This is a genomic window from Leucobacter shiyiweii, assembly GCF_052446065.1.
Classification (GTDB): Bacteria; Actinomycetota; Actinomycetes; order Actinomycetales; family Microbacteriaceae; genus Leucobacter.
The window spans coordinates 117724-140442 of sequence record NZ_CM127080.1 but is presented as its reverse complement, the minus strand read 5'-3'; the positions used below and the strand labels follow the sequence as shown (position 1 = coordinate 140442).

Annotated in this window: 28 protein-coding genes; 6 read left to right on the top strand and 22 right to left on the bottom strand. The window is 66.0% G+C overall.

Annotated features, from left to right (window positions below; translation table 11 throughout):
* Positions 1-2: 2 nt before the first annotated feature.
* Positions 3-236: a hypothetical protein gene (locus ACTNFJ_RS00695; RefSeq protein WP_435906732.1), complete on the top strand. Its 234-nt coding sequence runs from the start codon at positions 3-5 to the stop codon at positions 234-236.
* Here ACTNFJ_RS00695 and ACTNFJ_RS00690 read toward each other — a convergent pair.
* Positions 214-630, bottom strand: coding sequence for an ArsR/SmtB family transcription factor (locus tag ACTNFJ_RS00690; protein WP_435906733.1), 417 nt, complete (start codon positions 628-630; stop codon positions 214-216). The two genes, ACTNFJ_RS00695 and ACTNFJ_RS00690, sit on opposite strands and share 23 nt — an antisense overlap.
* 133 nt (positions 631-763) lie before the next feature.
* On the opposite strand from ACTNFJ_RS00690, the gene ACTNFJ_RS00685 reads away from it, so the two are divergent.
* From ACTNFJ_RS00685 to ACTNFJ_RS00670, 4 genes are all read left to right on the top strand, one after another.
* Positions 764-1705 (top strand): cation diffusion facilitator family transporter, encoded by a 942-nt coding sequence (locus ACTNFJ_RS00685; RefSeq protein ID WP_435906734.1) that lies wholly within the window; start codon positions 764-766, stop codon positions 1703-1705.
* A gap of 85 nt (positions 1706-1790) precedes the next feature.
* Positions 1791-2891, top strand: a complete 1101-nt coding sequence (locus ACTNFJ_RS00680; RefSeq protein ID WP_435906735.1) for a heparan-alpha-glucosaminide N-acetyltransferase domain-containing protein — start codon at positions 1791-1793, stop codon at positions 2889-2891.
* A gap of 22 nt (positions 2892-2913) precedes the next feature.
* The gene (locus ACTNFJ_RS00675) at positions 2914-3270 is read left to right on the top strand and encodes a hypothetical protein (RefSeq protein ID WP_433647744.1); all 357 of its coding nucleotides are present in this window, start codon (positions 2914-2916) and stop codon (positions 3268-3270) included.
* 78 nt (positions 3271-3348) lie between these two features.
* Complete coding sequence (locus ACTNFJ_RS00670) at positions 3349-4041, top strand: hypothetical protein (RefSeq protein WP_433647742.1); 693 nt, start codon at positions 3349-3351, stop codon at positions 4039-4041.
* A gap of 118 nt (positions 4042-4159) precedes the next feature.
* On the opposite strand, the gene ACTNFJ_RS00665 is transcribed toward ACTNFJ_RS00670, so the two are convergent.
* From ACTNFJ_RS00665 to ACTNFJ_RS00590, 16 genes are all read right to left on the bottom strand, one after another.
* Positions 4160-4375 (bottom strand): hypothetical protein, encoded by a 216-nt coding sequence (locus tag ACTNFJ_RS00665; protein ID WP_017883907.1) that lies wholly within the window; start codon positions 4373-4375, stop codon positions 4160-4162.
* Between the two features lie 63 nt (positions 4376-4438).
* The gene (locus ACTNFJ_RS00660) at positions 4439-5368 is read right to left on the bottom strand and encodes an SURF1 family cytochrome oxidase biogenesis protein (protein ID WP_339974357.1); all 930 of its coding nucleotides are present in this window, start codon (positions 5366-5368) and stop codon (positions 4439-4441) included.
* Between the two features lie 108 nt (positions 5369-5476).
* Complete coding sequence (locus ACTNFJ_RS00655; RefSeq protein WP_024356170.1) at positions 5477-6517, bottom strand: zinc-binding alcohol dehydrogenase family protein; 1041 nt, start codon at positions 6515-6517, stop codon at positions 5477-5479.
* Between the two features lie 150 nt (positions 6518-6667).
* Positions 6668-7870: a M23 family metallopeptidase gene (locus ACTNFJ_RS00650; RefSeq protein ID WP_024356171.1), complete on the bottom strand. Its 1203-nt coding sequence runs from the start codon at positions 7868-7870 to the stop codon at positions 6668-6670.
* A gap of 49 nt (positions 7871-7919) precedes the next feature.
* The gene (locus tag ACTNFJ_RS00645) at positions 7920-8252 is read right to left on the bottom strand and encodes a DUF6804 family protein (RefSeq protein ID WP_017883912.1); all 333 of its coding nucleotides are present in this window, start codon (positions 8250-8252) and stop codon (positions 7920-7922) included.
* Positions 8249-8890 (bottom strand): signal peptidase II, encoded by a 642-nt coding sequence (locus ACTNFJ_RS00640; RefSeq protein ID WP_017883913.1) that lies wholly within the window; start codon positions 8888-8890, stop codon positions 8249-8251. Before ACTNFJ_RS00640 ends, ACTNFJ_RS00645 begins: the two co-directional genes overlap by 4 nt.
* Positions 8887-10548 (bottom strand): apolipoprotein N-acyltransferase, encoded by a 1662-nt coding sequence (lnt, locus tag ACTNFJ_RS00635; protein WP_435906736.1) that lies wholly within the window; start codon positions 10546-10548, stop codon positions 8887-8889. The genes ACTNFJ_RS00640 and lnt overlap by 4 nt, the downstream gene beginning before the upstream one ends.
* A gap of 48 nt (positions 10549-10596) precedes the next feature.
* On the bottom strand, positions 10597-11604 hold the full coding sequence (gene ccsB / locus ACTNFJ_RS00630) for a c-type cytochrome biogenesis protein CcsB (RefSeq protein ID WP_017883915.1): 1008 nt from the start codon (positions 11602-11604) through the stop codon (positions 10597-10599).
* Positions 11605-11606: 2 nt separating this feature from the next.
* Positions 11607-12347: a DsbA family protein gene (locus ACTNFJ_RS00625; protein ID WP_433647318.1), complete on the bottom strand. Its 741-nt coding sequence runs from the start codon at positions 12345-12347 to the stop codon at positions 11607-11609.
* Positions 12344-14068 carry a cytochrome c biogenesis protein ResB gene (gene resB, locus ACTNFJ_RS00620; RefSeq protein ID WP_435906737.1) on the bottom strand — a complete coding sequence of 575 codons (1725 nt, stop codon included), beginning with the start codon at positions 14066-14068 and terminating at the stop codon, positions 12344-12346. The genes ACTNFJ_RS00625 and resB overlap by 4 nt, the downstream gene beginning before the upstream one ends.
* Positions 14049-14813, bottom strand: coding sequence for a cytochrome c biogenesis CcdA family protein (locus ACTNFJ_RS00615; protein WP_435906738.1), 765 nt, complete (start codon positions 14811-14813; stop codon positions 14049-14051). The genes resB and ACTNFJ_RS00615 overlap by 20 nt, the downstream gene beginning before the upstream one ends.
* A complete protein-coding gene (locus ACTNFJ_RS00610; protein WP_435906894.1) occupies positions 14810-15325 on the bottom strand; it encodes a TlpA family protein disulfide reductase in 516 nt (171 codons plus the stop codon). The genes ACTNFJ_RS00615 and ACTNFJ_RS00610 overlap by 4 nt, the downstream gene beginning before the upstream one ends.
* A gap of 187 nt (positions 15326-15512) precedes the next feature.
* Positions 15513-15950, bottom strand: coding sequence for a hypothetical protein (locus ACTNFJ_RS00605; protein ID WP_435906739.1), 438 nt, complete (start codon positions 15948-15950; stop codon positions 15513-15515).
* A 68-nt stretch (positions 15951-16018) separates the two neighbouring features.
* Entirely contained in the window at positions 16019-16396 is a 378-nt protein-coding gene (locus ACTNFJ_RS00600; protein WP_433647320.1) for a hypothetical protein, read from the bottom strand.
* On the bottom strand, positions 16396-17304 hold the full coding sequence (locus tag ACTNFJ_RS00595; RefSeq protein WP_435906740.1) for a cytochrome c oxidase assembly protein: 909 nt from the start codon (positions 17302-17304) through the stop codon (positions 16396-16398). The genes ACTNFJ_RS00600 and ACTNFJ_RS00595 overlap by 1 nt, the downstream gene beginning before the upstream one ends.
* A 62-nt stretch (positions 17305-17366) precedes the next feature.
* Positions 17367-18140, bottom strand: coding sequence for a M23 family metallopeptidase (locus ACTNFJ_RS00590; RefSeq protein WP_336992084.1), 774 nt, complete (start codon positions 18138-18140; stop codon positions 17367-17369).
* Here ACTNFJ_RS00590 and ACTNFJ_RS00585 point away from each other — a divergent pair.
* Positions 18134-18379, top strand: coding sequence for a hypothetical protein (locus ACTNFJ_RS00585; RefSeq protein ID WP_435906741.1), 246 nt, complete (start codon positions 18134-18136; stop codon positions 18377-18379). The genes ACTNFJ_RS00590 and ACTNFJ_RS00585 overlap by 7 nt on opposite strands.
* A 200-nt stretch (positions 18380-18579) precedes the next feature.
* Here ACTNFJ_RS00585 and ACTNFJ_RS00580 read toward each other — a convergent pair whose 3' ends face one another.
* From ACTNFJ_RS00580 to ACTNFJ_RS00560, 5 genes are all read right to left on the bottom strand, one after another.
* Positions 18580-19011 (bottom strand): hypothetical protein, encoded by a 432-nt coding sequence (locus tag ACTNFJ_RS00580; protein WP_435906742.1) that lies wholly within the window; start codon positions 19009-19011, stop codon positions 18580-18582.
* 615 nt (positions 19012-19626) lie between these two features.
* Positions 19627-19752 (bottom strand): hypothetical protein, encoded by a 126-nt coding sequence (locus ACTNFJ_RS00575; protein WP_433647429.1) that lies wholly within the window; start codon positions 19750-19752, stop codon positions 19627-19629.
* 283 nt (positions 19753-20035) lie between these two features.
* The gene (locus ACTNFJ_RS00570; RefSeq protein ID WP_433647325.1) at positions 20036-21178 is read right to left on the bottom strand and encodes an alpha/beta hydrolase; all 1143 of its coding nucleotides are present in this window, start codon (positions 21176-21178) and stop codon (positions 20036-20038) included.
* Positions 21175-22182, bottom strand: a complete 1008-nt coding sequence (locus ACTNFJ_RS00565; RefSeq protein WP_433647327.1) for an MAB_1171c family putative transporter — start codon at positions 22180-22182, stop codon at positions 21175-21177. Before ACTNFJ_RS00565 ends, ACTNFJ_RS00570 begins: the two co-directional genes overlap by 4 nt.
* 5 nt (positions 22183-22187) lie before the next feature.
* Positions 22188-22664 carry a hypothetical protein gene (locus tag ACTNFJ_RS00560; RefSeq protein ID WP_433647329.1) on the bottom strand — a complete coding sequence of 159 codons (477 nt, stop codon included), beginning with the start codon at positions 22662-22664 and terminating at the stop codon, positions 22188-22190.
* Positions 22665-22719 lie beyond the last annotated feature (55 nt).

The following is a 22719-nucleotide window of genomic DNA, read 5'->3' as shown; positions in this document are numbered from 1 at the left end:
GCATGGAAAGCTGGTGGGCGAACGCCATCTGGTCACTCACCCCATCGGTGCTCATCGGGGCCTTCTTCTGGTTCGTGGTTCGTGCGATCTCGCGGGCTGATCGCACGGAGCGCCGGGTCTATAAGCAGATCGAGGACGAGGAGCGGGCGAAAGCAGGCCTCCCGCCGAAGCGACAGACGCCCGAGCAGTCGTCGCCTGCCACCGATCCGGATCCTACCGAAGGGCCGCCGCAGTGAGCGCGTCGGCCGACCAGTGAGCGGTGTTGCCGTCATGATGCATGGGGCACAAGCGGACGGCGTCCCCAGTGAGCGCCAGCATCTTCTCGGCCGCTGCGAGGATCGCAACGACGGCATCGGGATGCGTCAGGGAGTACATCGAGGCCCGCCCCTCGGCTCGCGAGACGACCATGCCCGTGTCCTTCAAACAGGCGAGGTGCTTGGAGACGGTGCTCTGGGAGAGCCCGAGGTGCCCCACCAGGTCGACCACGCGGTGTTCGCCGAGCTGCAGATGCTGCAGGATCACCAGCCGGGAGGGATCACCGAGGCTGTGGAACAGGGCTGCCGCAGAGGTCAGCGCCTCGGCTTCGGCAATCGTCGGCAGCTCATAGGATCGTTCAGCTCGCATCGTCATATCACGATGATATCTCCGGATCGGGAACCACTACAGGCTGGCCACACCGATCGTCCGGTTTCGCAAAATAACATCGCTACTTGACGATGTTATCTGTATAGTGAGGTGCATCAAACGAGAACGGAGATCCCGAATGGGCGCAGGACATGATCACGGACCGGGCGCGGGTGCGGCGGGACAACCCGGTGACTACCGCCGCAAGCTCTGGATCGCTTTCGGCATCACCGCAACGATCGTCGTCGCACAGGCCGTGGGTTCCGTCATCACCGGAAGCCTCGCACTGCTCACCGACACCGCGCATGCCATCACCGACGCCTCGGGGCTACTGGTCGCACTGATCGCGGCGACACTGATGCTGCGGCCGGCGACGTCGACGCGCACCTGGGGATTCCGCCGGATCGAGGTGATCGCCGCGCTCGGGCAGGCGACGCTACTGCTCGTGGTCGGCTTCTACACCGCCATCGAAGGCATCCGGCGCCTATTCGAACCGCCGGAGGTGCCCGCAACTGAGCTGCTGGTCTTCGGTATCGTCGGCCTCGCGGCGAACATCACCGCCATCCTCATTCTCTCCTCGAGCCGAGGCGCAAACTTCAATATGCGCGCCGCATTCCTCGAGGTACTCAACGACGCGCTCGGCTCCCTGGGCGTGATCGTCGCCGCCATCGTGATCGCCACCACGGGCTTCCAGCGCGCCGACGCACTCGCCGGCCTCTTCATCGCCGCGCTCATCGTGCCCCGCGCCTTCAAGCTGATGCGCGAGACGACGAGCGTACTCATGGAGTTCACCCCCAAGGGCCTCAATCTCGACGAGGTGCGTGCGCACATCCTCGAGCTCGAGCACGTCAAGGATGTGCACGACCTGCACGCTTCGACGGTCGCGACCGGTCTGCCGACAATCACCGCGCATGTCGTCGTCGAGGACGAATGCTTCACCGACGGGCATGCGGCCGAAATGCTCCATGCGGTTAAGGCGTGCGTAGCGGAGCACTTCGAGGTGTCTGTCAACCACTCGACCTTCCAGATCGAGACAGCGCACATCAGCGACGACGAGCCGGTGGGCGTCAAGCACCCATGAGCCAGCGGCGCGGGATCGACGGCGGAGCATGACGAGCACGGTCGCGGCTCCACTGCGCCGCCGCGTCACGCGGAACTGGCACCGATTGAACAACCCCTCCCGGATCGCGGGGGTCGACCTCGCTCGCGGGCTCGCGGTGCTGGGCATGCTGGCGGCGCATCTGCTCTGGCTCGGCTCGCTATCGTGGACGGAACCGTCGACGTGGGGGGCGATCGTGAACGGTCGCTCCTCGATCCTCTTCGCCACGCTCGCCGGCGTCTCGCTCGGCCTCTCCACAGGCGGCCCGACGCCCCCGAGCGGTGCCAAGCTCGGCCGGGCGAGGCTCAAGGTGGTAATCCGGGCGCTGGTGATCTGGCTTCTCGGCGTGCTGCTCATCAGCCTCGACGTGCCGGCGGCGATCATCTTGCCGACTTATGCCGTCATCTTCGTCCTGGCACTCCCCCTGCTCGCGCAGCGCGCCTCGCGGCTGTTCCTCGCCGCCGCGATCGTCGTGCTCGTGGCATCGCCCGTGGTGGTATGGGCGAATGCCTCGCCGTGGTGGGAGAGCTACGAAGGCTGGCTCACCGGGCACTACATCGGATGGAACTATCCGTTTCCGCTGTGGGTCGCGTTCACCCTCGCGGGCCTCGGTCTGGCGCGCGCGGGGATGTGGTCGCAGCGGGTGCAGTGGGCGGCACTCGGCCTCGGCACGTTGCTGGCGGTAGCCGGATACAGTCTCTCCCCCGGCGCGGAGTCGTCGGAGGAGTCGGCTGATCGACCGTTCCTTGCTGCCTGGTGGACGGCGGATCCGCACTCGAGCGGCGTGCTCGAGGCGATCGGGAGCGGCGGCTTCGCGATCGCGGTGATCGGCGTGTGCCTGCTGCTGTGCTCTGCCGGACGGCTGCCGTGGCTCACCTTCCCGCTCCGGGCGGTGGGGTCGATGCCATTGACGGCCTATGTGCTGCAGATCGTAGGCTGGGCCATCGCCTCGACGATCCTGCTCGGCTCCGCGCATGAGCATGCGTTCCGCGATCTCGACCCGTTTCTCCCGATGACGCTCACCACGATAGCGCTCTCCGTGGTGTGGAGTCTGCTGGTCGGGCAAGGGCCGCTGGAAGCTCTGATCGGTCGACTCTCGTCGCTCGGCGGGCCGGCCGGCTCCTCCGGGGGCAATGCGCAGCATCGCCAATATGCCCTTGAGCCGTGACTGTCGACCCCGCTCTCGCCCCATGATCGTCTGGTTCGGCATTGCCCAGATCGTCGTCGCCCTGCTCGCGGCGCTCGTCTGCATCCTTGAGTATTTCCGCAAGCGCGGGCCCAACGACTACACCCTCGGCGCGACCCTGCTTGTCGGGGTGCTGCTCATCGCGCAGGTAGTCGTCGGCATCGCGCAGCCTGTCACAGGCAATCCCGCCGTAGGGGATCCGCTCGAGTTCTGGATGTATCTCATCGTCGCGCTACTCATCCCGTTCGGTGCGGCGTTCTGGGCGCTCGTCGACCGTCGCCGCACGGCGAACCTCGTGCTGGTCGTCGTGAACTTCGCCGTCGCCGTCATGCTCTACCGCATGATGGTGATCTGGGGATGAGTGAGTTCGACGCTGACCGGCACGCCGCGGCGCGGTGACATCGCCCGCCGCCCGGCTGAGGTTTGAGAGAATGGCGGAATGGCAGCTTCGCACACGGATGAGACTCGGCGTCGGCTGCTCTCCGAGTCCTACCGTCGTCTCCGACCGGATGCGCATGTGGCGTTCGTCGATGAGAGCTACGTCGTCCCCGAGGTCGCACACGGTGCACGCACGTTCTACATCGCGACCGCGTATGTGTCGCCGGTTCGACTCCATCAGCCGGTGCGTGACGATCTCGGGTCGATCATCGGCGGAAGCTACTGGCATACGAGCGAGGCACACGCGGCGGGCGATGCGGAGACGATCCACGAGCTCTGCCGCTACCTCGCCGCAGCCGAGGAGGACGAAGCGTTCCTGTTGGCGGTGCAGTCGCCGATCGAAGATGCTCCTGGCGGCGATGAACTCGCTCGCGAGGCATGCTTGACGGCACTGCTGGGGAACCTGCACGAGGGGCAGCTGACGCCTCGGCCGTCGCTCGTCGTGGCCGAGGAGCGACGCCACCAAGGACAGCGGGCCCGTGATCTGCGGACGATCAAGACGATGCGACAGGCGCAGGTGATCGGCCAGATGCAGGTGACCTTCACCTCACCGTCAGTGGAGCCGCTGCTGTGGGTGCCCGACATCGTGGCGTTCGCGCAGAGCCACCTTGAGCGTGGGAGCGACGCGGGCTATGCCGTGCCGCTGGCGCCGCTGCTGCGGGTCGTGCCCGTGGAAAAAAGCAACCCCCGGTAGCCGAAGCAAGAGACCGGGGGCCGCCGGAGCTATCGAGCGCTGGGCTGGAATGCTCCGGTTTGCACTCACTAGTGTAGCCGCATCGTCCAGTGTAGGCAAGACCCGGCAAGACGACAGATCAGCGACGCGGAGGGCGTTTCTTCCGCCTGCCGCGCTGCTGCCATCGGCGCTTGAGCCGTGAGCCGAGCCGACGCGAGCGGTAGACGAAGTCGTCGAGCTCCTCGCGAACGGTCGGATCCTCGCGGCTGTCGCGCGGGGGTGCGCCGGCGACACCGATGACGGCGATCAGGGCGGACATGATGAGCAGCTGCGTGATCCAGAGGGCGATCTCCACGCCTGCTCCTTTCGATGGCCCGGGTCGGGAAGACGCTCCGGCGCATGCGGCCGGTGGCGACCGCTACTGCTCGAGGAAGGCGTCTTCCTCTTCGGCGTCGGTCGTGCCGCGCCGGGCCTTGCGCGCTGCGGCTCGTCGCTGCTGCCGCAGCACGGCTTCGCTGCCCGCATTCAGACCGCGATGCTCCTGCCGGGCGGCGTAGACGACGCCGAAGGCGGCGATGAGGATGAACACATACCATTGCAGCGCGTAAGAGAGGTGCGGGCCTTCATCGCGCTCCGGTGGCTCGGGGAGCACCCCGGTTTCGGCCTTGGGGGTTTCCCCGATGAGCATGCCGTACGCCCCGGTGTAGGCCTCATCGAAACCGCCGATCCGGGCGATCTCGGGCAAGTTGATACTGGCGACCGTGCTGCCCTGAGCGAGGCGCCCGGCGATCTGCGGTTCACTCGCCCGAAGTCGCACGTCGACCTCGACCGGCCCGGTTGGGGCTGCAGGAATGCTGTCGAGCCAGGCGTCGCCCGCATTCGCCTCGTTGCCATTGACCGGCACCCAGCCGCGGTCGACGATGAACATCAACCCCTGATCGGTGCGCAGAGCTTGGAGGAGATGTGAGCCGACCCCTTCGGGGCCGGGTCGGTTGCGGGCGAGGAAGGGGTTGCCGAGGTACTCGCCGCGCACGGTGGCGGTCTGCCATTTCAGTGCGTCTTCGTCGAAGCCAGCAGGGTCGGGCACAGCGTCATCGAGCGGGATAGCTGCGGCGTCGTAGTTCTGCTCAATGCGCGCGATCTCCGCTCGGGCATCGGCTCGCCGGTCGAACTGCCAGTCAGCGAGCCAGACGCAGACGATGCAGAAGATGACGAGGAGGACGTAGTACCCGAGCCAGCGGCGCGATCGCAGGAACGACCAGCCCGGTTGCGATTGGGGCGGCTCCTGGGGTCGCTCATGTCCTCCGTGGACTGGGCCCTGCCCGGAGGTGGCGGTGTGTGTCGTCATGCCGCTCAAGGGGTGCGCAGCATGCCGGAGTCGACACGGAGTGTGAGGGCGGCAAGCATCATGCCGGTCATCCTTTCCTGAGCCGCCCGCAGCTGGGCGGCCTCGCTGCTACGGCAGGGAGCTGAAGCCTTCGAGTGTGATCTTCCCGACCGCCGTGCCGCTCTCGATGAGGCGATGGGCTTCGGCGACGGTCGCGGCGTCGATCTCGCCGAGCGTGCTGGTCAGCGTGCTGCGGAGCTTCCCGGCGTCGACGAGCTCGCCGACCTGTCGGAGGATCTCGCCCTGCTCGGCCAGGTCGAGGGTCTGCAAGCGAGAGCGCATGAACACGTCTTCGGGGTGCAGTGAGATGCACTTCGACTGGAACGGCTGCACGTCGAGCTCGGGGTGATCGGTGTACCCGAAGCGCCCCTGCGGGGCGAGCAGTTCGAGGATGTCGCCCTGTCTCTCCTCGGATCCCGCGGTGGAGAGCACGAAGCCGGGCGCCCCGAGGCCGAGCTCGGCCACCTGTGGGGTGAGCGGCCGGCGGTGGTCGAGGACGTGGTGGGCGCCAAGGTTCGCACACCACGCCTTCGTGACTGGGCGGCTGGCGGTGGCGATCACGGTGACGTTGGTGAGGGCGCGCAGCAGCTGAATGGCCATCGACCCGACTCCCCCGCCCCCGCCGATGATGACGACTGCGGATGCGGCTCCCGGGACGGGCCGCGTCACCTCGAGCCGGTCAAAGAGCAGCTCCCACGCGGTGAGCGCTGTCAGCGGCAGCGCCGCCGCGTGCGTGTCGCTCAGCGAGGCCGGAGCGTGAGCAGCGAGGTGGGCATCGACGATCTGGTATTCGGCGTTGCTGCCCGGCCGGTCGATCGCTCCCGCGTAGAAGACGCGGTCGCCAACGGCGAAGTGTTCAAGCAGCGGTTCGTCCTCGACGGACGCGCCGAGTCCGACGATTGTGCCAACGGCGTCGTAGCCGAGAACGCGAGGCTGCCCGGCGCGGGGTTGCTCGGTGGCGCGAATCGCACAGTCCACCGGGTTCACGGAGACAGCGTGCACCTGCACCAGCAGATCGTGTTCCTCGGCTTCGGGTATCGGCAGCTCGACGTCGCGGAGAGCCCCGTCTTCGTCGAGGGGGCCTGGGTGGGTATATCCAACGGCCTTCATGTTTGTCCCCTTTCCTGCATGTAGATGAGTCGTGGGCTCCGGCACGAGTGCGGCGTCACCGGTTGCGGCCTCTGCGCGCGGCACGGCATGGGGCGTCGGCGTGCCAGAGGCGGGTCTTGAGCGGATGCGGTGTCTAGAGGTGACATCGTGCTAGATGAACGGGGTCGGATCGATGAAGTTGCCGCCGGAGAGCACTTCGTAGTGGACATGGCAGCCGAAGCTCATCCCGGTGTTGCCGACGTAGCCGATGACAGCTCCGGCGGGCACCCATTGGCCGGAGACCACCGGCGGTGTGCCGATCTGATGCGCGAAACGGGTCTGATAGCCGTTGTCCTGGTTGAGGTAGGTCATGTATCCGCCGAAGTTGTCGACCCAACCGGCGACGGCGACGGTGCCGGAGGAGGGCGCGACGATGGGGGTGCCGCAGCCGGCTGGGAGATCGAGCCCGGTGTGACTCGGTGGTTGCCGGAAGTAGGTGGAGATCCAGGAGATCGGCACCGGCTGGTACCAGCCGGCACCGCCGGGGGTACCGCCGCCACCCCCACCGCCGCCACCTCCGCCGCTCTGTTGCTTTCTGCGCTCCTCCTCTTCGGCGCGGAGGCGTTCCTCGTAACCGGCGACCGTGTCGGTGGTCGCGTCTTTCAGAGCGGCGAGCTGCGCCTCGAGCTCACGCTGCTGCGCTTCTTGCGCGAGGAACGTAGTGCGCTGTGCGTCGAGGTTCTCAGCGGCGGTCTGGGCCAGCTGTTCGGCATCGGCTCGCAACTGATCGCGCTCCGTGCTCGCGGCGTCGGCTTGCTCGCCCAGCGAGGAAGCCGTGTTGCGGGCGAGCTCAGCACTCGCGGCGATGGTGGTGTTGCGCCGGGTGGCTTGCTCCATCATCGCGAGGCGGTTCAGCAGGGCGTCGGTGGTCGCTGCGTCGGCCTCGAAGAACATGTCGGCACTGCGGTCGATACCGCCGGAGCGATACATCTGGCCGACGACGACCCCCGCTTGGTCTGCGGCGACGTTGGCTTCCTCACGGCTCTTGTCGGCCTTCGCTTGGAGCGTCTCAGCGCGGAGCGCGGCGTCGGCTGCTGCGGTCTCGGCGTCCTGCCAGCTCGCGTTCGCTTGTTCGGTCGCGACCCGGAGCAGCTCGAGCTCCGCCAGGCTCTGCTCGAGCAGTCCTTCGATCTCCGTGACTTTCGCGGCGGCGGCCGCCTCGTTCCGCTTCGCGGCCTGCACGTCGTCCCAGGTGGGCAGCTCGACCCCGTGGGCGGGCGTCGCCCCTCCCGAGAGGAAGAGGGCGAGGCCGACCAGGGCGGCCGCGAGAGCGCCGACGAGCCGGCGTCTCCGAACGCTTGAGGTGATATTCATCTGTCTGCTCCTCCTGTCTGCGGAGTGTGAACGGTCGGATCCTGGGTCTCTAGTCGCGAGGCCGTTTGATGAGTGCTCCGGCGATCAGGAAGACGCTGCCGGCGATGGGCTGGGCGAGGATCCAGAAGATGCCGCTGAAGTTGAACGGATAGACGGGGTTCCAGAGCACGGCGATCGCGACGAAGACTGGCACCCACCACCAGTGGCGGGCTTGCACCGCGAACCAGGCGACGATGAGCGCGAGGATAGCGATGATGAAGCGGAAGACGGTGAACCAGTCGGTGCCGATGAAGGCGACCGCGACGATGAGTAGGGCGAGTGCGATGAATCCCGGGAGCAGCGCGTTGCGCTGGTAGGACGGGGGCTGCTGTTTCTGACTCATGAGTCCGTCGTTTCTGCTCGGGTGGTTACGGGACTACTGGTCGGCAGTTCGGCCTCGGCGCTCTCGACCGAATCGTCGGTATCTCGAGCGCGGGAGGCTGCGTGGAGGCGCCAAGCACCGAGGGCATAGAGCACGACGCCGGCCCCGATCGCGACGTCGGCGAGGTTGCCGATGAACAGGTGACCGTAGGCGAGGAAATCGGTGACCGCACCGCTGCCGAATCCTGGCGGGGCGAAGATGCGATCGGCGAGGTTGCCGAGGGCACCGCCAAGGATCAGCCCGATCGAGGCGGCGTAGATGCGGTACTTCGTGCGGAGGGCGGCCCGGATAAGGAGCACGGAGGCGACGATGCCGAGCAGCGTGATGAAGGGGGTGAGCTGGGCACCGATCGAGAACGCGGCCCCGGTGTTGAAGGCGAGCTGCAGCCCGAAGAGGTCGCCGAGCACGGGGATGCGGTTCTCCGTGTCGAGGAAGTGCAAGGCGAGTTGTTTGCTGATCACGTCGACAGCGATCGTGAGGGCGGCGATGGCGCAGCTGTAGACGAACAGCAGTCGGCGGGAGGGACGGCGGCTTCGGGGCTGCGCCGACGGGCCGGTGCGCTCATCGGCGGGCGGGTCGTGCGGGAGTTCGTAGGTCATGATGCTTTCGGCGGGAGTTCGGCTGCTGCGCCGCCCTTTGCGGAGGCAGGCGCGGGCGGGAGGGAGGTCGTGCGGCTCCGTCGCTCGAGCAGGCCCAGTGCGAGGAGCCCGCCGAGCGCGGCGATGGGGATGATGAGGGTGAGGGTCGGGCCGACGAGCACGGCCGGGGTGAGCCCGGTGCGCAGTGGTACGGCGGTGACGGCGGCCGCCGGAGAATCGGCGGGTGCGCCGTCGATGATGGTGCCGTCGGGGGCGATGATCTGGCTGGTGCCCACGGTCGATACGTTCACGACGGCACGTCCGGTCTCGATGGCGCGCATACGCGCGAACTCGAGCTGCTGCAGGTTCTCGTCAGTGCCCCGGAAGTCGGCGTTGTTTGTCTGGAAGGCGTAGAACTGCGCACCGCCCCGCGCCCCGTCCCAGATCACCGAGTCGTAGATGACATCGAAGCAGATCGCGAGCCCGACTTGGATGCCGTCGACGGAGACGAGCGGCGGGTTCGTACCCGGCGTGTATTCGCGTTGGATGAGGCCGACCAGGTCGGGGACGATGCGTTCGTAGAACCACCGGTCGGGCACATATTCGCCGAAGGGCACCGGGTTCACCTTGTCATGCATCTGCTCGGCGCTGCCGACCTCCCAGAGCATCGACGTGTTGTAGGTGTCCTCGCCTCGCGCGGTGGCCGCATTCATGAGGAGCGGGGCCTCGGCGCTTGCGACGAGCTCGTCGAGAGTGCGAGCGGTGGCCGGGGTGTTCAGCGGATCGGAATCGACGCCGCCCTCGGGCCACACGAGCAGATCCATCGGTTCGCCGAGGAGTGCGTCGCTCGCTTGTACTTGGGCGGCGAGCACATCGCCGGAGCTGCGCGTGTCGAAGTAGCCGGCGGGCCCGTCGCCCTGCACCCAGCCCACGCGGAGGCTGCCCGCTTCGGTTGTGGGGAACGCCGGCACGAGCAACAGGGCGAGGATCACCGCTGCGGGCAGCAACTCGGCGTGTCTCCAGGGCGCGGGCCGGGCGGCCCAGTCGACGACGCACGCACAGAGCCAGACGATGAGCAGGGTGAGGCCGGCGACGCCGACCCAGGAGACGGCTTCGGCGAAGGGGCCACCAGCCTGGGACATGCCGATTCTGCCCCACGGGAACCCGCTGTAGGGCCAGGTTCCGAGGAGGAGCTCGCGTGCGGCCCACAGCACCGCGATGAGCACCGGGAGTAGGAATCGGCGGGTGGCGCGGCGTTCGAGGAGAGCGCCCCAGCGGTAGGCGAGGGCGATCGGGATCGCGCCGAGCGCGAAGAGCAGCGATTCGACCCCGGCGAGCGCGGCCCACGGGATTGGGCCGAGGAACTGCACGACCCACATGAGGTGCGTGAAGTAGAACGCGGCGCCGTAGGCGAGACCCACGAGAAACGCTCCCCCGATGCTGCGGCCCATGAGCGTCCAGAGCCCGCCGGCGATGCTGAGGAAGGCGAGCGGCCACCAGCCGAGGCTCGGGAACGCGGCGTCGAGCAGCAGGCCCGAGAGGGCGGCGATCGGGATCGCCGCGCCCCACGGCAGGCGACGCACCGTGGCGGTGGCGCGCTGCTTACGCGCACCGCGCCCTATTGCCGTGCGGGGTTCGTCGGGGTCGTCGCGCAGCGGGAGCGTGTCCGTGTTCGTCACAGCGGCCTCCTTCCTGGTGCTCGAATCGCGGGTGTGGTCGGGGGCGGCTCAGCTGACGCCGGAGTAGGCGTGCAGGCCCTGGAAGTAGAGGTTGACGATGGTGAAGTTGAAGATCACCGTGGCGAAGCCGATGAGCGAGAGCCACGCCGACTTCGTGCCGCGCCAGCCGCGGGTGGCGCGGGCGTGGATGTATCCGGCGTAGATCACCCAGATCACGAACGTCCACACCTCCTTGACGTCGAAGCCCCAATAGCGGCCCCAGGATTCGTTCGCCCAGATCGCTCCGGCGATGAGCGTGAACGTCCAGAAGATGAAGCCGAGGATCGCGAAGCGGTAGGCGAGCGTCTCGAGTACCTCGGCCTTCGGGAGCGTGCGCAGGTAGCCGCGATCCGGGGCGACCTCTTCGCCCCCGGTGGCCTTGATGCGCTCGCGGCGTGCCTGTAGCAGCTGCATCGTCGATAGGCCCGCCGCGATCGCGAGCAGCGCGGTGGCGAGCGAGGCGACGAAGACGTGGATGATGAGCCAGATGCTCTTGAGCGGATCCATCAGCGGGGTCACTTCGACGTAGAAGGAGATCGTCGATCCACCGAGGAAGAACACCACCATGCCGACGATGAAGACGCCGAGGAACCGGAGGTCGTACCAGCGCAGGGCGGCGAGGTAGACGGCGACGATCAGCAGGGTGCCGATGAGGGCGAACTCGTACATATTCGCCCACGGCACCCGTTCGGCCGCGATCCCGCGCGTGACTGTGGCGGCGAGATGGAGCGCGAAGCCGAGGGCGGTGAACGCGATGCCGAGGCGCGCGAAGTAGCGTCGTGACCGTTCGGCACCGGGCACGCGGAGGCTCCCCTCCCCTCCCCCGTTCTGCGGGGAGGCTGCGGGGCCTCCGGCCGCGCCGACGAGCGCGGCCTCCCGCTGTTTGATGGGTGCGGCCGAGGCGCGCTGCGAGAGGTCGTAGGCGAAGGCGAGGAACGCGAGGACGTAGATCGTGATCGCTGACCAGACGGCGAGCACGGAGAACTCGTCGAGCGCGGCCTGCAGTTGCAGATCCATGGCTACTCCTTGCTCTCCGCGATCGCCGCGTCGAGGGCGTCGGTGATGTCGGTGACGGTCTGGGGTTGCAGCAGCTCACCGTTCAGGAAGAACGTCGGGGTGCCGCGCACGCCGAGCGACATGCCGGCGTTGTGGTCTTCTTCGACCCTCGCTTGGGTTGCAGGGTCGGCGACGGCCGCATCGAAGGCGTCCATGTCGAGTCCGAGCTCCTCGGCGTAGCCGCGGATCTTGTCGGCCTGCGAGTCTTGCTGCTCCGCCCATTCGGACTGCGACTCGAAGAGCTTCTGGTACATCTCCTCGAACTTGCCCTGCTGCGACGCGGCCTCGACAGCGATGGCGGCGTTCATGGAGTTCGTGTGGTTGGTGATGAAGTAGCGGGCGACATAGGTGATCTGCCCGTCGTACTGTTTGCGGATCTCCTCGATCACCGGGTAGACGGCGCCGCAGGCCTCGCATTCGAAGTCGAGGAACTCGACGAGCACGGGTGCACCCTCGCCGGCGTCGTCGAGGACGTGCGAGTTCTCCTGCACGAGCGGCACTTCGCTCTGCGTGGGGGTTCCGCCGCCCGTTCCGCCGCTGTTCGACGCCTCGCCGGGCGCCTGGACTTCGGGCCGGTTGAGCACCGAGATGAGGATCAGGATGAGCGCGATGAGCAGCACGGCGGGAATGGCGATGAGTGCCGCCTTCTGCGAGGTGCTCAGCTTCTTGTTCGGTTTCTGCACGGTGTGCGGGGGCCGGTTCATGGGGTTCCCTTCTTGAAAAGCGGTGACGGTAGTTGCTCGGCGATGGCCGAGAGGTGGCTGGTGCGGAACTGTTCGACGGCGCGCTCGAGGCCTGGATCCTCACCGCGGGCGAGGCCGGCGTACTCGATCTTGACCTTGCGGCCGCCGACGACTGGTCGGGTGAGGGTGGCTTTCACCCAGAGCCGACGGCGCGGCACGAGGAGGCCGGTGATGAGGCCGACCGTGGCGAGGATGGAGAAGACAAGCACCCAGGTGGCGCCGGTGTCGCGCTGGATCTGCAGCGAGACGAAGCGCTTGATCGACTCTTCGGCGCCCTCGGTGACGGTGAGATCCTCGAAGGTGATAGTTCCCATCCCGTTCGGGAGGTCGGCGGTGTCGCCGGGGGTGAGCTCGATCGAGTCGATACCGGTGTCGCCGCCGGTGATCTGGGTCATCGATTGGGTGTCGAGCTGGTACACCGAGCGCGGAGTGCCGTCGTCAATGCCGAGGTCTCCTGTGAACACGTTGAACGTCATCATCGGGTTGTAGAGGTCGGGGAACACCGAGTAGTAGGCGCCGGTGTCCAAGGTGCTCTGCGTCGGGTACAGGAAGCCGATGAGCCCGACCTGCTCAGGCAGACCGTCGGGGACTTTGATCACGCCGAGCGAGGTCATCGCGGAATCCTGCGGGAGGAAGGGCTGGGGTTCCTGGTAGACGACGTCTCCGGCGGCGTTGCGGATCGTGATCATCGGCGCGTAGCCGTTACCGAGGAGGTAGATGCGGTCGCCGTTCACCTCGATCGGTGCGTTCACCCGCACGGTCTCGGCACGGGTGTCGTCGTCCCCGGCCTCTCGGATGGAGAGGTGGGCAGCGAAGTTGCCTGCCTGCCCCGCACCGGGCTTCCCAGGGTCGACGTACTCGACGTCGAAGCTGTCGAGGCTCAGTGCGTAGGGGGTGAGTGAGCTTCGGTCGAAGTACCGTCCTGGCGAGAACGAGGAGTAGGCGCTCTCGCTGTTCACGAAGGTGGTGCCTTGGACGATGACGCGATCGCCGGTGTAGTTGAGGCCGGTGCTCAGCAGCACGGTCACGAGGATCCCGACGAGTGCCGAGTGGAAGACGAGGTTGCCGGTTTCGCGCAGGTAACCGCGTTCGGCGGATACCGACCAGGAAGTCGCGCTGTCGTAGCGGGCGGTGCGGTATCCGCGGCGTCGCAGCTCGCTCTCGGCGATCGCGATGGCCTGGGCGACGTCGGCTTCGGAGGTGCGATCATCGACGAGTTGCAGATCGTTGGAGGAATAGCCGACCATGCGCTGCAGCCGGGCCGGGGTCTTCGGCGCCGGCGCGCGGAGCGCTTTCGCATGATGCTTGATCCGCGGGATGATGCAGCCGATGAGGGAGACGAACAGCAGCAGGTAGATGGCCGAGAACCAGGCCGAGCTGTAGACGTCGAACAGCTGCAGTTTGTCGATGGTGGGGGCGAGCTCGGGGTTGTCGTCGAAGTACTTCACGACGCCGTTGGGGTCGGCTTGGCGCTGTGGGAAGAGCGAGCCGGGGATCGCGGCGATCGCCATGAGCAGGAGCAGGATGAGCGCGGTGCGCATGCTCGTGAGCTGCCGCCACCCCCATCGGAGCCAGCCCTGCCAACCGAGGCCGACCTCGCCGCCGCCGCTGCGTTCGGCGGAATCGACGTGATCGTTTGGACGTGCGGGGAGGGTGTCGTTGTCAGAGCGGAAGCTGGACATTCGCCATCACCCCCTGCAGGGAGGACATGAGGCGCGTCCAGAGCCCGCTGACCATGAGCAGGCCGAGCAGGACAAGTACGACGCCGCCGGCGATATTAACGGTGCGGATGTGTTGCCGTAGGAACGACATCGAGCGGGTCGCCCAACCGAGCCCAAGAGCGAGCAGCAGGAACGGGATGCCGAGGCCTAGCGAGTAGGCGACGCCGAGCAGCCCCGCACGGACGGGGTCGCCGAGGTTCCACGACACGGAGATGATCGCGGCGAGGGTGGGCCCGATGCACGGTGTCCAGCCGATGCCGAGGGCGAGACCGAGCAGTGGCGCCCCGGCGAGGCCCAGGCGTGAGCGGAAGCGGGGTCGGACAGTGCGCTGCATCTTGCGGAAGACCCCGACGAAGGCGAGCCCCATGACGATCACGACGACGCCGAGGATACGGGTGGCGATGTCGGCATAGGCGAGGAAGACCTGGCCGAAGACACCTCCGAGCACGGTGACAGTGACGAACACGATGGAGAATCCGGCGATGAACAGGAGAACACCCAGGAGCAGGCGGCGGCGCTGTGCGGTGGTGCCGCGGGCAGGTGCAAAGCTCGGCTCGACGGGGGCGACGGCGGAGCCAAGGTAGCCGAAGTAACCGGGTACGAGCGGAAGCACGCAGGGGGATGCGAAGGAGACGAAGCCGGCGAGTGCGGCGATGAGCACCCCCGCCCAGAGTGCGCCGTCGAAAACGAGATCGCTCGGGTTCATGGCGTCTCCGCGAGTGCGTCGGCGACGAGCGTGTCGAGGATGGAGGCGGACTCGAGTTGCCCGATGATGCGGGCCGCGACGCGCCCCTCGCGGTCGAGGACGAGCGTGGTGGGAGTGGCTTGGATCGGGGTGACGCCGGCGAAGGCCTGCTTGACGCGGCCGTCGTTCACATCGATGATGCTCGGGTAGGTGATGCCGTTCTCTTCTGCGAATGCGACGGCGGTTGCGGGCTGGTCGTAGATGTTCACGCCGAGGAACCCGACGCCCTCGTCCTGGTAGTTCAGCCAGACCTCCTCGAGCATGGGGGCCTCGATGATGCAGGGGCCGCAGGCGGCGTACCAGAAGTTCACGACGTACACCTCTCCGGCGTAGTTGTCGCTGGAAACCGGGTCGCCGTATTCGGTGGTGCCGCTGAAGCTCACGGCGGCGCCACGCGCGTCGATCGGAATCTCGACGATGCGGCCATCAGAAGTGCCGCTTCGTTCACTGCCCTGCTGGTACTGTTCCGACATCGGCGCGGCGGCTGTGCAGCCGATCAGCCCAATGCTGATTGCGGCGGTCGCTACGAGTGCGGTCAGCAGCAGGTACGTCGGTTTGGACGTCCTCAAGTTCCTGGTTCTCCTTATTTCTCAACGCGGGGTCGCGGGCATGGCTGACGTGCCGGCCCGTTCCTGCCTCAGGGGGCAGCGTGAGGGGCGCTTAAATGCGCAGGAGGCTGAGGTCGTGCAGGCCGAAGCGATGCCTGCCGCGATGATTGAACGCTGCAGTTGCGGCGATCGGAGCGATCTGGGGGCGCTGGCGTTGGAACCGCATTTGCCTGCAGCGGAGCGTAAAGACGATAAGGATCGCCAAGGCAAGGCCGCAGAGGATCCCGAGCAGGCAGATGACGACACCGATCAGCATGCTCTCACTGGCAGCGGCGTCCCCTGCCGTATCAACAAGCTCTCCCACTGCAGCATCAACTGAGGATGCCACGACCGTGCTCGAGGCGGCTGCCGGCGTGGACAGGCCAATGTCATCGGCGTGGGAGACGCCCCACAGGCCCACGACGGTGACGATTGCGGCGAGGAGCAGCGTCGCGGCTCTCATCGTGAATCGTCGCCGCGTGATGCGGGCGCTGCGGGGAACTGGGGACACACCCCGATTATACCGAGCGGGTTCAAGGCGATCATGGGAGTGGACTGACGCGCACGGCATACTGCACCCTATTGAAGAGCGATGAGCAGGCTGAGCAGGCCCATCACGAAGGTGTAGGGAGCGAGCGTCATCTTCTCGTATTTGCTCTTGGAGAGCAGGCTGAGGATCACACTGAACCCGAGGTGAGCGACGATGAGCCACATCACCCAGAAGCTGAACTCCCCGGGCAGCACAGCGATGGTGCCGCTGCGATCGAGGGCGATGAAAGCGATGAAGGCGTAGCGGAGCACAGCGGAGATCGCGCCGAGGCGGAGGTTGAGCGGGAGCGTGATGTGTTCCCCGCCCCACGCGTACTTGCCGAGCGGTGCACCGGCAGCCAGGGCGATCTGGAAGATGGCCAGCACGCCGAGCATCGCGGTGAGCGCGAAGATCAGGATCGTCGCCATCACTGCTCCTTTCCGAACTTCGCGGCGAGGTAGGCGTTGTAGGCGTCGAGTTCCGCGTCCTCTTGAGCTTCTCGACGTTTCGCTTGCCGCAGATCGCTCGTGCGCCACTTGGAAATGGTGACGATGAGCACGATGATCAGCGGCAGCTCGCCGTATGACCAGATCAGGCCGCCAGCGATGGCCTGGTCGAGAGCGCGGCTGATCCCCCACGCTTCGGGGTCGGTGGCGTACCAACGGAACATGGGTTCGGTGCTGCGCAGCAGCACGAGCCCGAAGATTGCGTGGATCTGGATCTCGAAGAGCACGTCGACGATGCGTACCACGAACGATGGGGCGCGCGGCAACGGGTCAAGTGACCACAGCGGAGCGCCACCGATCATTCCGAAGGCGAGGAACAGGGTGAGCAGGATGAGATGCCCGGACGGGAGCTCGAGGAACCAGCTCAGGGTGTCGGTGAAGTACAGGGTGGGGAAGGCGACGACGGCGATGACGATCACGGTGGCCGGGTGCAGGAGCACCTGGGCGGTGCGCGAGCGGTAGGCGCTGAGCGCGGCGCGCATCACCGGCCGCCCGAGTCCCCGGCGCGGCGTCGCGCGCAGGAGCAGACGGCCGGGAGAGCCCATGAGCAGGAACGGGGGTGCGACGACCATGAGCGTGATCTGCTGGAAGAGCAGCACCGAGACGAGTTCCTCGGCGTAGGCGTTCGCGCGCAGTCCGGTGGCCGCGAACCAGAGGAGGCAGCCGACGGTGAACAGCAGCGTCGAACCGACGCCCCATCGTTTTCCCCGTACCCAGAGGGAGATCGCCCCGGTCAGGTAGATGGAGAGGCAGACGACGGCGAGCCAGGCGAGCGGCGACATGCTGCGCAAATCGAACTGGAAGAGGTCGCCGAGCTCGAGGCTGGCCATCGCGGGGTACACGGTCGGGGGTTGTCCTTACTGACGCTGGCGAGTGCTCGCCGGGGAGGGGGCTACTTCGAGTTCGCGGCGATGAACGGCAGCGGGTCGACGGGCTCATCTTCGACGCGCACCACCAGGTGCAGGTGGTTGCCGAAGGACATCCCGGTGGTTCCGACGAGTCCGGCTTGGTCGCCTCCCTGAACGGTTTGGCCAACCTGCCAGGAGTGGGAGTTCTCCTGCATATGGCAGTACCGGCTGATGACCTCTTGACCGGCAACCTGGTGCTGGACTTTCAGCGAGAAGCCGCAGCCGTCGGAGGCCCAGCCAGCCTCAGTGATCACGCCGTCACCGACGATGCGGATCGGAGTGCCGCCGGCAGCGGCCATGTCTTGTGCGTCGTGGAAGCCTGCGACTGGTGCGGAGCGGTATCCGAAGCCATCGGTGAGCGGCACCTCTTGGGCGAAGGGGTACTGCAATGTGGTGTCGGTGAGGCCGCTGACGGTCACTGCCCCACCGCTCAGCCCGATCTCGGGCGCGATCGCAGTCGGGGAGACCGAGAGCTCGTCGAGCAGCGTCGGAGTGTCGGTTGTGCCTCCCGTGACGAAGGCCTGCTGTCGGCTCGCGAAGACGGGGGTATCGGCGGTCGCGGCGCTGGTCGCAGGGAAGACGGTACCCGCCACGAGTACGGTGACGCTCGCGAGCGCCGTACTGCCAGCGACGAAGCTGCGCAGTTGTGAGCGTCGCCGTGCCGTGCCGGTCTCGGGTTCCGTTCCGCCCCCGGTCGGCGTCTCCTCGGCGGCAGGCCGCTCGCTGACGGGCTGCGCCGGGAGATCGGTGTATGGCACCGTGGACGGTGCTGCGGCTGCATGCTTGGATCGGCGGGGCCGAGCCGAGTCGTCGGTCGAGCGTTCGTCTGTATCAGTGGGTTCGATCCAGGTGCTCCGCCTCGGCCCCGCCGATTCCTCGGCGTGCCGACGCCGCCTCAAAAGACGACTCCGAGGACGAAGAACGAGACGACGGCGAAACAGATGCTCAGGAGCACGGTGCCGAAGACGAAGAGGAAGTGTTTAGCTTTGATCGGTGAATCTGTGGAGTTCAAACTGCTGGCTCCTGATCGGGGGCGCTCGTGCGCCCGAGTGATGTTCGAGAGTGCGCAATGCCGGAAGGCGTGCCGATGTCAGCGCTTTTGCAGGGGCCGGCGAAGCTCTCAGAGGGAACGTGGTGCCGGTTGGAGGCACACGGAGCTTCGCGGGCTATCCCCGTGCACGGGTTTCCCGGTGGAGATCAGGTTCGCGAGATCGAGTGAAGGAGCAGCAATGGCTGCGGGCGGGCGGGTGCGCGCGGCAGGGCGACCGCCCATTCGCGGATCCTGCCGAGCCGCAGCTGTAGCCACGGTCGCCGGGTGAAGAGCACGACCAGCATCAGGGTGGCGAGCATGGTGAGCATGCAGATCGCGATGAGATCGAGGTGCCAGCTCTGCACGCTGCCGTGGGCGGCGTGCTCGCCCCCCTCGACGAGCGTGGCGGTCGAGGCTGTTGAGGGGGTGGTCGCGCTGGTGATCGCCGAGGCCTCGGCGATGACCGGCACGCTGCTGAGTTCGGCGCTGTGCGCGCGCAGTCCGACGAGACCGAGGATGACGAAGGCGCCGACCCAGACGAGGGTCAGGAGCGCACGCCGCGACAGCGGTCGTCGCGCCGCTGAGCGTGCACCCTTCACTCCATCACCTCCTTAGTTATGTAACAATTTAGCATCGAAAGCCTCGGGGGGCCAGAGGCTGCTACTTCGCGATCGCCCCCTCGGGAGTGTCGACCCTCGTCGATCCGCGTCGGCGCAGCGGTCGGTAATATGGCCTTGGGCCTTGCGCCCACGGGCCTGCGCGCGGCCCGGATGCCGCTGAAGATCACGAGCACCTCGGCGAGCTCGTGCACGAGTATGACCCTGGCAAGGGCGGGTATGCCGAAGAGTGCCATTGGGAAGAGGAGAGGACGATGGCGAGGACGATGTTCCCCCTCATGATCCGGCGTCAGCTGACCCGCCCCACGGCCACACCCGCGATGCCGCCATCCCAGCAGTCACTGCGCAGGCTGGTACAGTCCTTACACTGCATCAGCACCCGAGACGCCATCCCTCGTTCATCTGCCTCCGCGCTCGATCGCCCGGCCCGCACGCTTCCTCGTCTTTGGACGGGCCGACCGCTGACGGCGGGTGTTCCTAACCGCTTCTTGGGGGCAGCGCGCCTGATCAGTGTCGGCCTGCTCTTTCAACGTCACCTAAACGTGCAGCAGACCCTAGTCATCCAAGCGCGGTCGATCTCCAAACACCGAGCACCTCCTACGACGTCACCAGCTGCATCAGCTCGGTGTAGCCGGTGACGACGCCATATTTGACTTCATTACCGTTCTTGGCATTGAGAAACGCAAAGAACTTCCGCGCGCACTCAGTCTTGGCGTCCTCCATGCCTTGAGTTGGAGGGTCGAAAGTGAGTCCTTGGTTTCAGCGACGAAGTAGACGTGCTTCACGCGCCCTTCAGTGAAGACGATCATCCAGTCTGGATTGTAGTCACAGACTGGGGTTGGGACGAAGAACCCAGGCAATGTCGTCGGTAGACAGCGACGGCTCGGTGACTTCAGTCCTCCATCTCGGCCCGCACAGGCTGACTATCCCGATGGTATCGGAGTCACGACGGCTTGAGTCGGGTTTTTCCGGGTCTAGTCGGCCAACGGGGCCTGAATGATGATAGTCAGGCAGACACGTGTCTCGAAAGCCAGGAGCTAACGGCAATGCGCCACTTATCGCGATCCGAGTTCCAGGACAGCGTGTGACCTGCGTCGAAGAGTTCAAGCTGTACAAGATCGGGACGTCGATTACGAAGCTTTTCGGAGAGGGTGGCGAGGACTGAATCGTCGCTGGCGCCATGAAGAACCAGGGTCGGCACGGTGAAATCATTTGCACGCTGCACCCAATCAAATTCTCGAAGTGGGATCCCGCTCGGCAGCCCGACTACGCGAGCCAGCGGGTCGCAGGTCAACCATGGAATAGCGAGTTGTCCTGCTGCCGCGGGCAGATTACTTCGCACACAATTCGCTTTGATCACCTCGACCCAATCGAGCACCGGTGAGTCGAGCACGAGACCTACGACTAGCTGCGCATAACCCGACCTGTGCGCGAGCTGTAGTGCGATCGCGGCACCCATCGACCAACCAAACAACACGAGCTGTTCGGCTCCACGACGAACTGCATAACTGATCGCTGCTTCGACATCTTCTATCTCAGTGGCCCCGAGTGTTGAGCGACCGCCCCCGATGCTCAGGCCGTCACCGTCGTTACGGTAGCTCACGACGAGAGACGTGTACCCCAGATTCGTGGCAACTTGCACGCCGCGAAGCGTGCCTGCGCGGGAGCTGCCAAGACCGTGAATATGAATCGCCCACGTCGACGAGCTGCCACCGACCCGCCATGCGGGTGCGCACCCCGACGGGGTGTTGATCATGATGTCATGAGCTTCGAGCCCCGCATCCGCTGGAGTAGCAAAGTAGATGCCGCTCCACGAGACACGATCACCCACTTGGAGGGTGGGGCCGTCGGAAGTTCCGGTGACTTCACGGGCGATTCGGTTTGGACCGCGACCCTGCATCACGCTACCGAGCTGCACCCAACCGCCTCGTTCGAACCAAAGATTGTAGACACCTTGTGCAGTGGTGTCTGGCGTGCGGTCGAGCACAATCCAGCGCACACCACCGTCGTCTTCAATGCCGCGAACAACGAGGTTGAAGGTTCGCATGCCGACGGGCGCGGTGAGCTTGCGGGCGATAGCCCAACCAAGAGCGGCTGCACCTGCGCCCAGCAGCGCGACGCCAGCGCCGAGGGTATGCCCCACTCTCACGACGACTCCGCTTTGACCTCAACGTCAGAGGTCTTGCGCCGGTTCGTCTTCGGCACCTTCACTCCCAACAAGTGGGCCTCAGCACGTTCGAGCAATGTGCGGTCGGCATCGTCGATGGCGAAGGTCACTCGTGGGTCGATCATGGCGTCACGTATCTCGACGATGTGGCGATGCAATCGTGCTTCGGGTTCTTCGAGAATTCCCGGAGTGGGGTGGCTCCCGCTGAGACCAGGTCTGAGGCTGGTTGCATCACGCCAGATCGGGTCGAGCTGGGCGACGAGCACGTCGGTCTGCACATCACGCAGGCGCTGCCGGAGCGAGCGCATTGCAGGCTGCGCAATGAAGCCCGCACAAAGAAACAGGAACGTCGCGATCATGAGCGGCCCGTATGCGGGATCAACCGCATACATGACACTCAGTGCGCCGGTGACGTGTGCGACGTCCATGATGATCACGGTGGTGCACAGTGCAATACCGCAACCAGCTCCGACCGCCAGCAGCATCGCGGGCACTCGAAGCACGCCTGAAGCGAGTCGCAACTGCCGCATGGCCAGCACGAGCATGGCGGCGACAACAATGCCGCAGTACGCGAAGACGGTAATCGAGTAGATCGCAGCAGCGGGATGAGCGCCAAGATCACGCATGAACTCTGTGGTCGTCTCGCCGCGGTCGATGAAGAAGAACAGTACGGCGACGCAGGTAAGTGCAACGACGAGCGCCGGGAGCCCGACGGCGATCTTGACCAGTTGGGGCCGGTAGTCTCCTGCCTTCATCACGCCCCGGCCCAGAAAGAAGAGACCCGTCATGAGTAAAGCATCGCTCGCAACGGTGACAAGGTTCGTTCCACTCAGTGCGGGATCGATCGCGAGGTAGATTTCGTCGATATTGAGCGTCATCGCAAGCGCGATGGCAACCGCAGCGTAAGTAATACTGCGGTCGGCACGCCCTCGCCGCAGAATGAGCAGGCTTGCGACCAGCGTCCACATGACGCCTGCGACAAGCATTTGGATCAACCGAATATCTCCGTGTAGCTCGTCTCCGCAAACGCCGACCCGCGGATGCCCGCGGCCAGGCGATCAGCCAAGCTTTCAGCGGCGATCTCGTCTTCTGATTCCACGTCCTTCCGCGCCAGCACACGGGAGCGTAGAGAAGCAGGAATGTCGGGGAACAGTGTGTTGTGTACGACATCGTTGAGCGAGCAGCCTTCGCCATCACAGTGACCAAGAATGATGTGCGCGAATTCGTGCAGCACGAACTGCTGGCTATGAAGGGCCGAGTCTGTACGGGCGTGGAGGATCACATCTTGATCCTCGCCGTAGAACAGCAACGCACAGAGCCCGTTGTTATCGCCTAGCTCCGCGAGTTCAGTGACCCGGATCTCTCGCCCTCGTTGCCGCTGCACAGCATCGGTGAGTGCGGCGAACGTGAAGTTTTCGCCCAGCTGCAAGCTCGCGACTGCGGTTGTTACGGTCTGTTCGATATTCACTGCGTGCTCACTATCTGCTTCGGACGCATCCTCGGCGCCAGCCTTGTGAGCGACA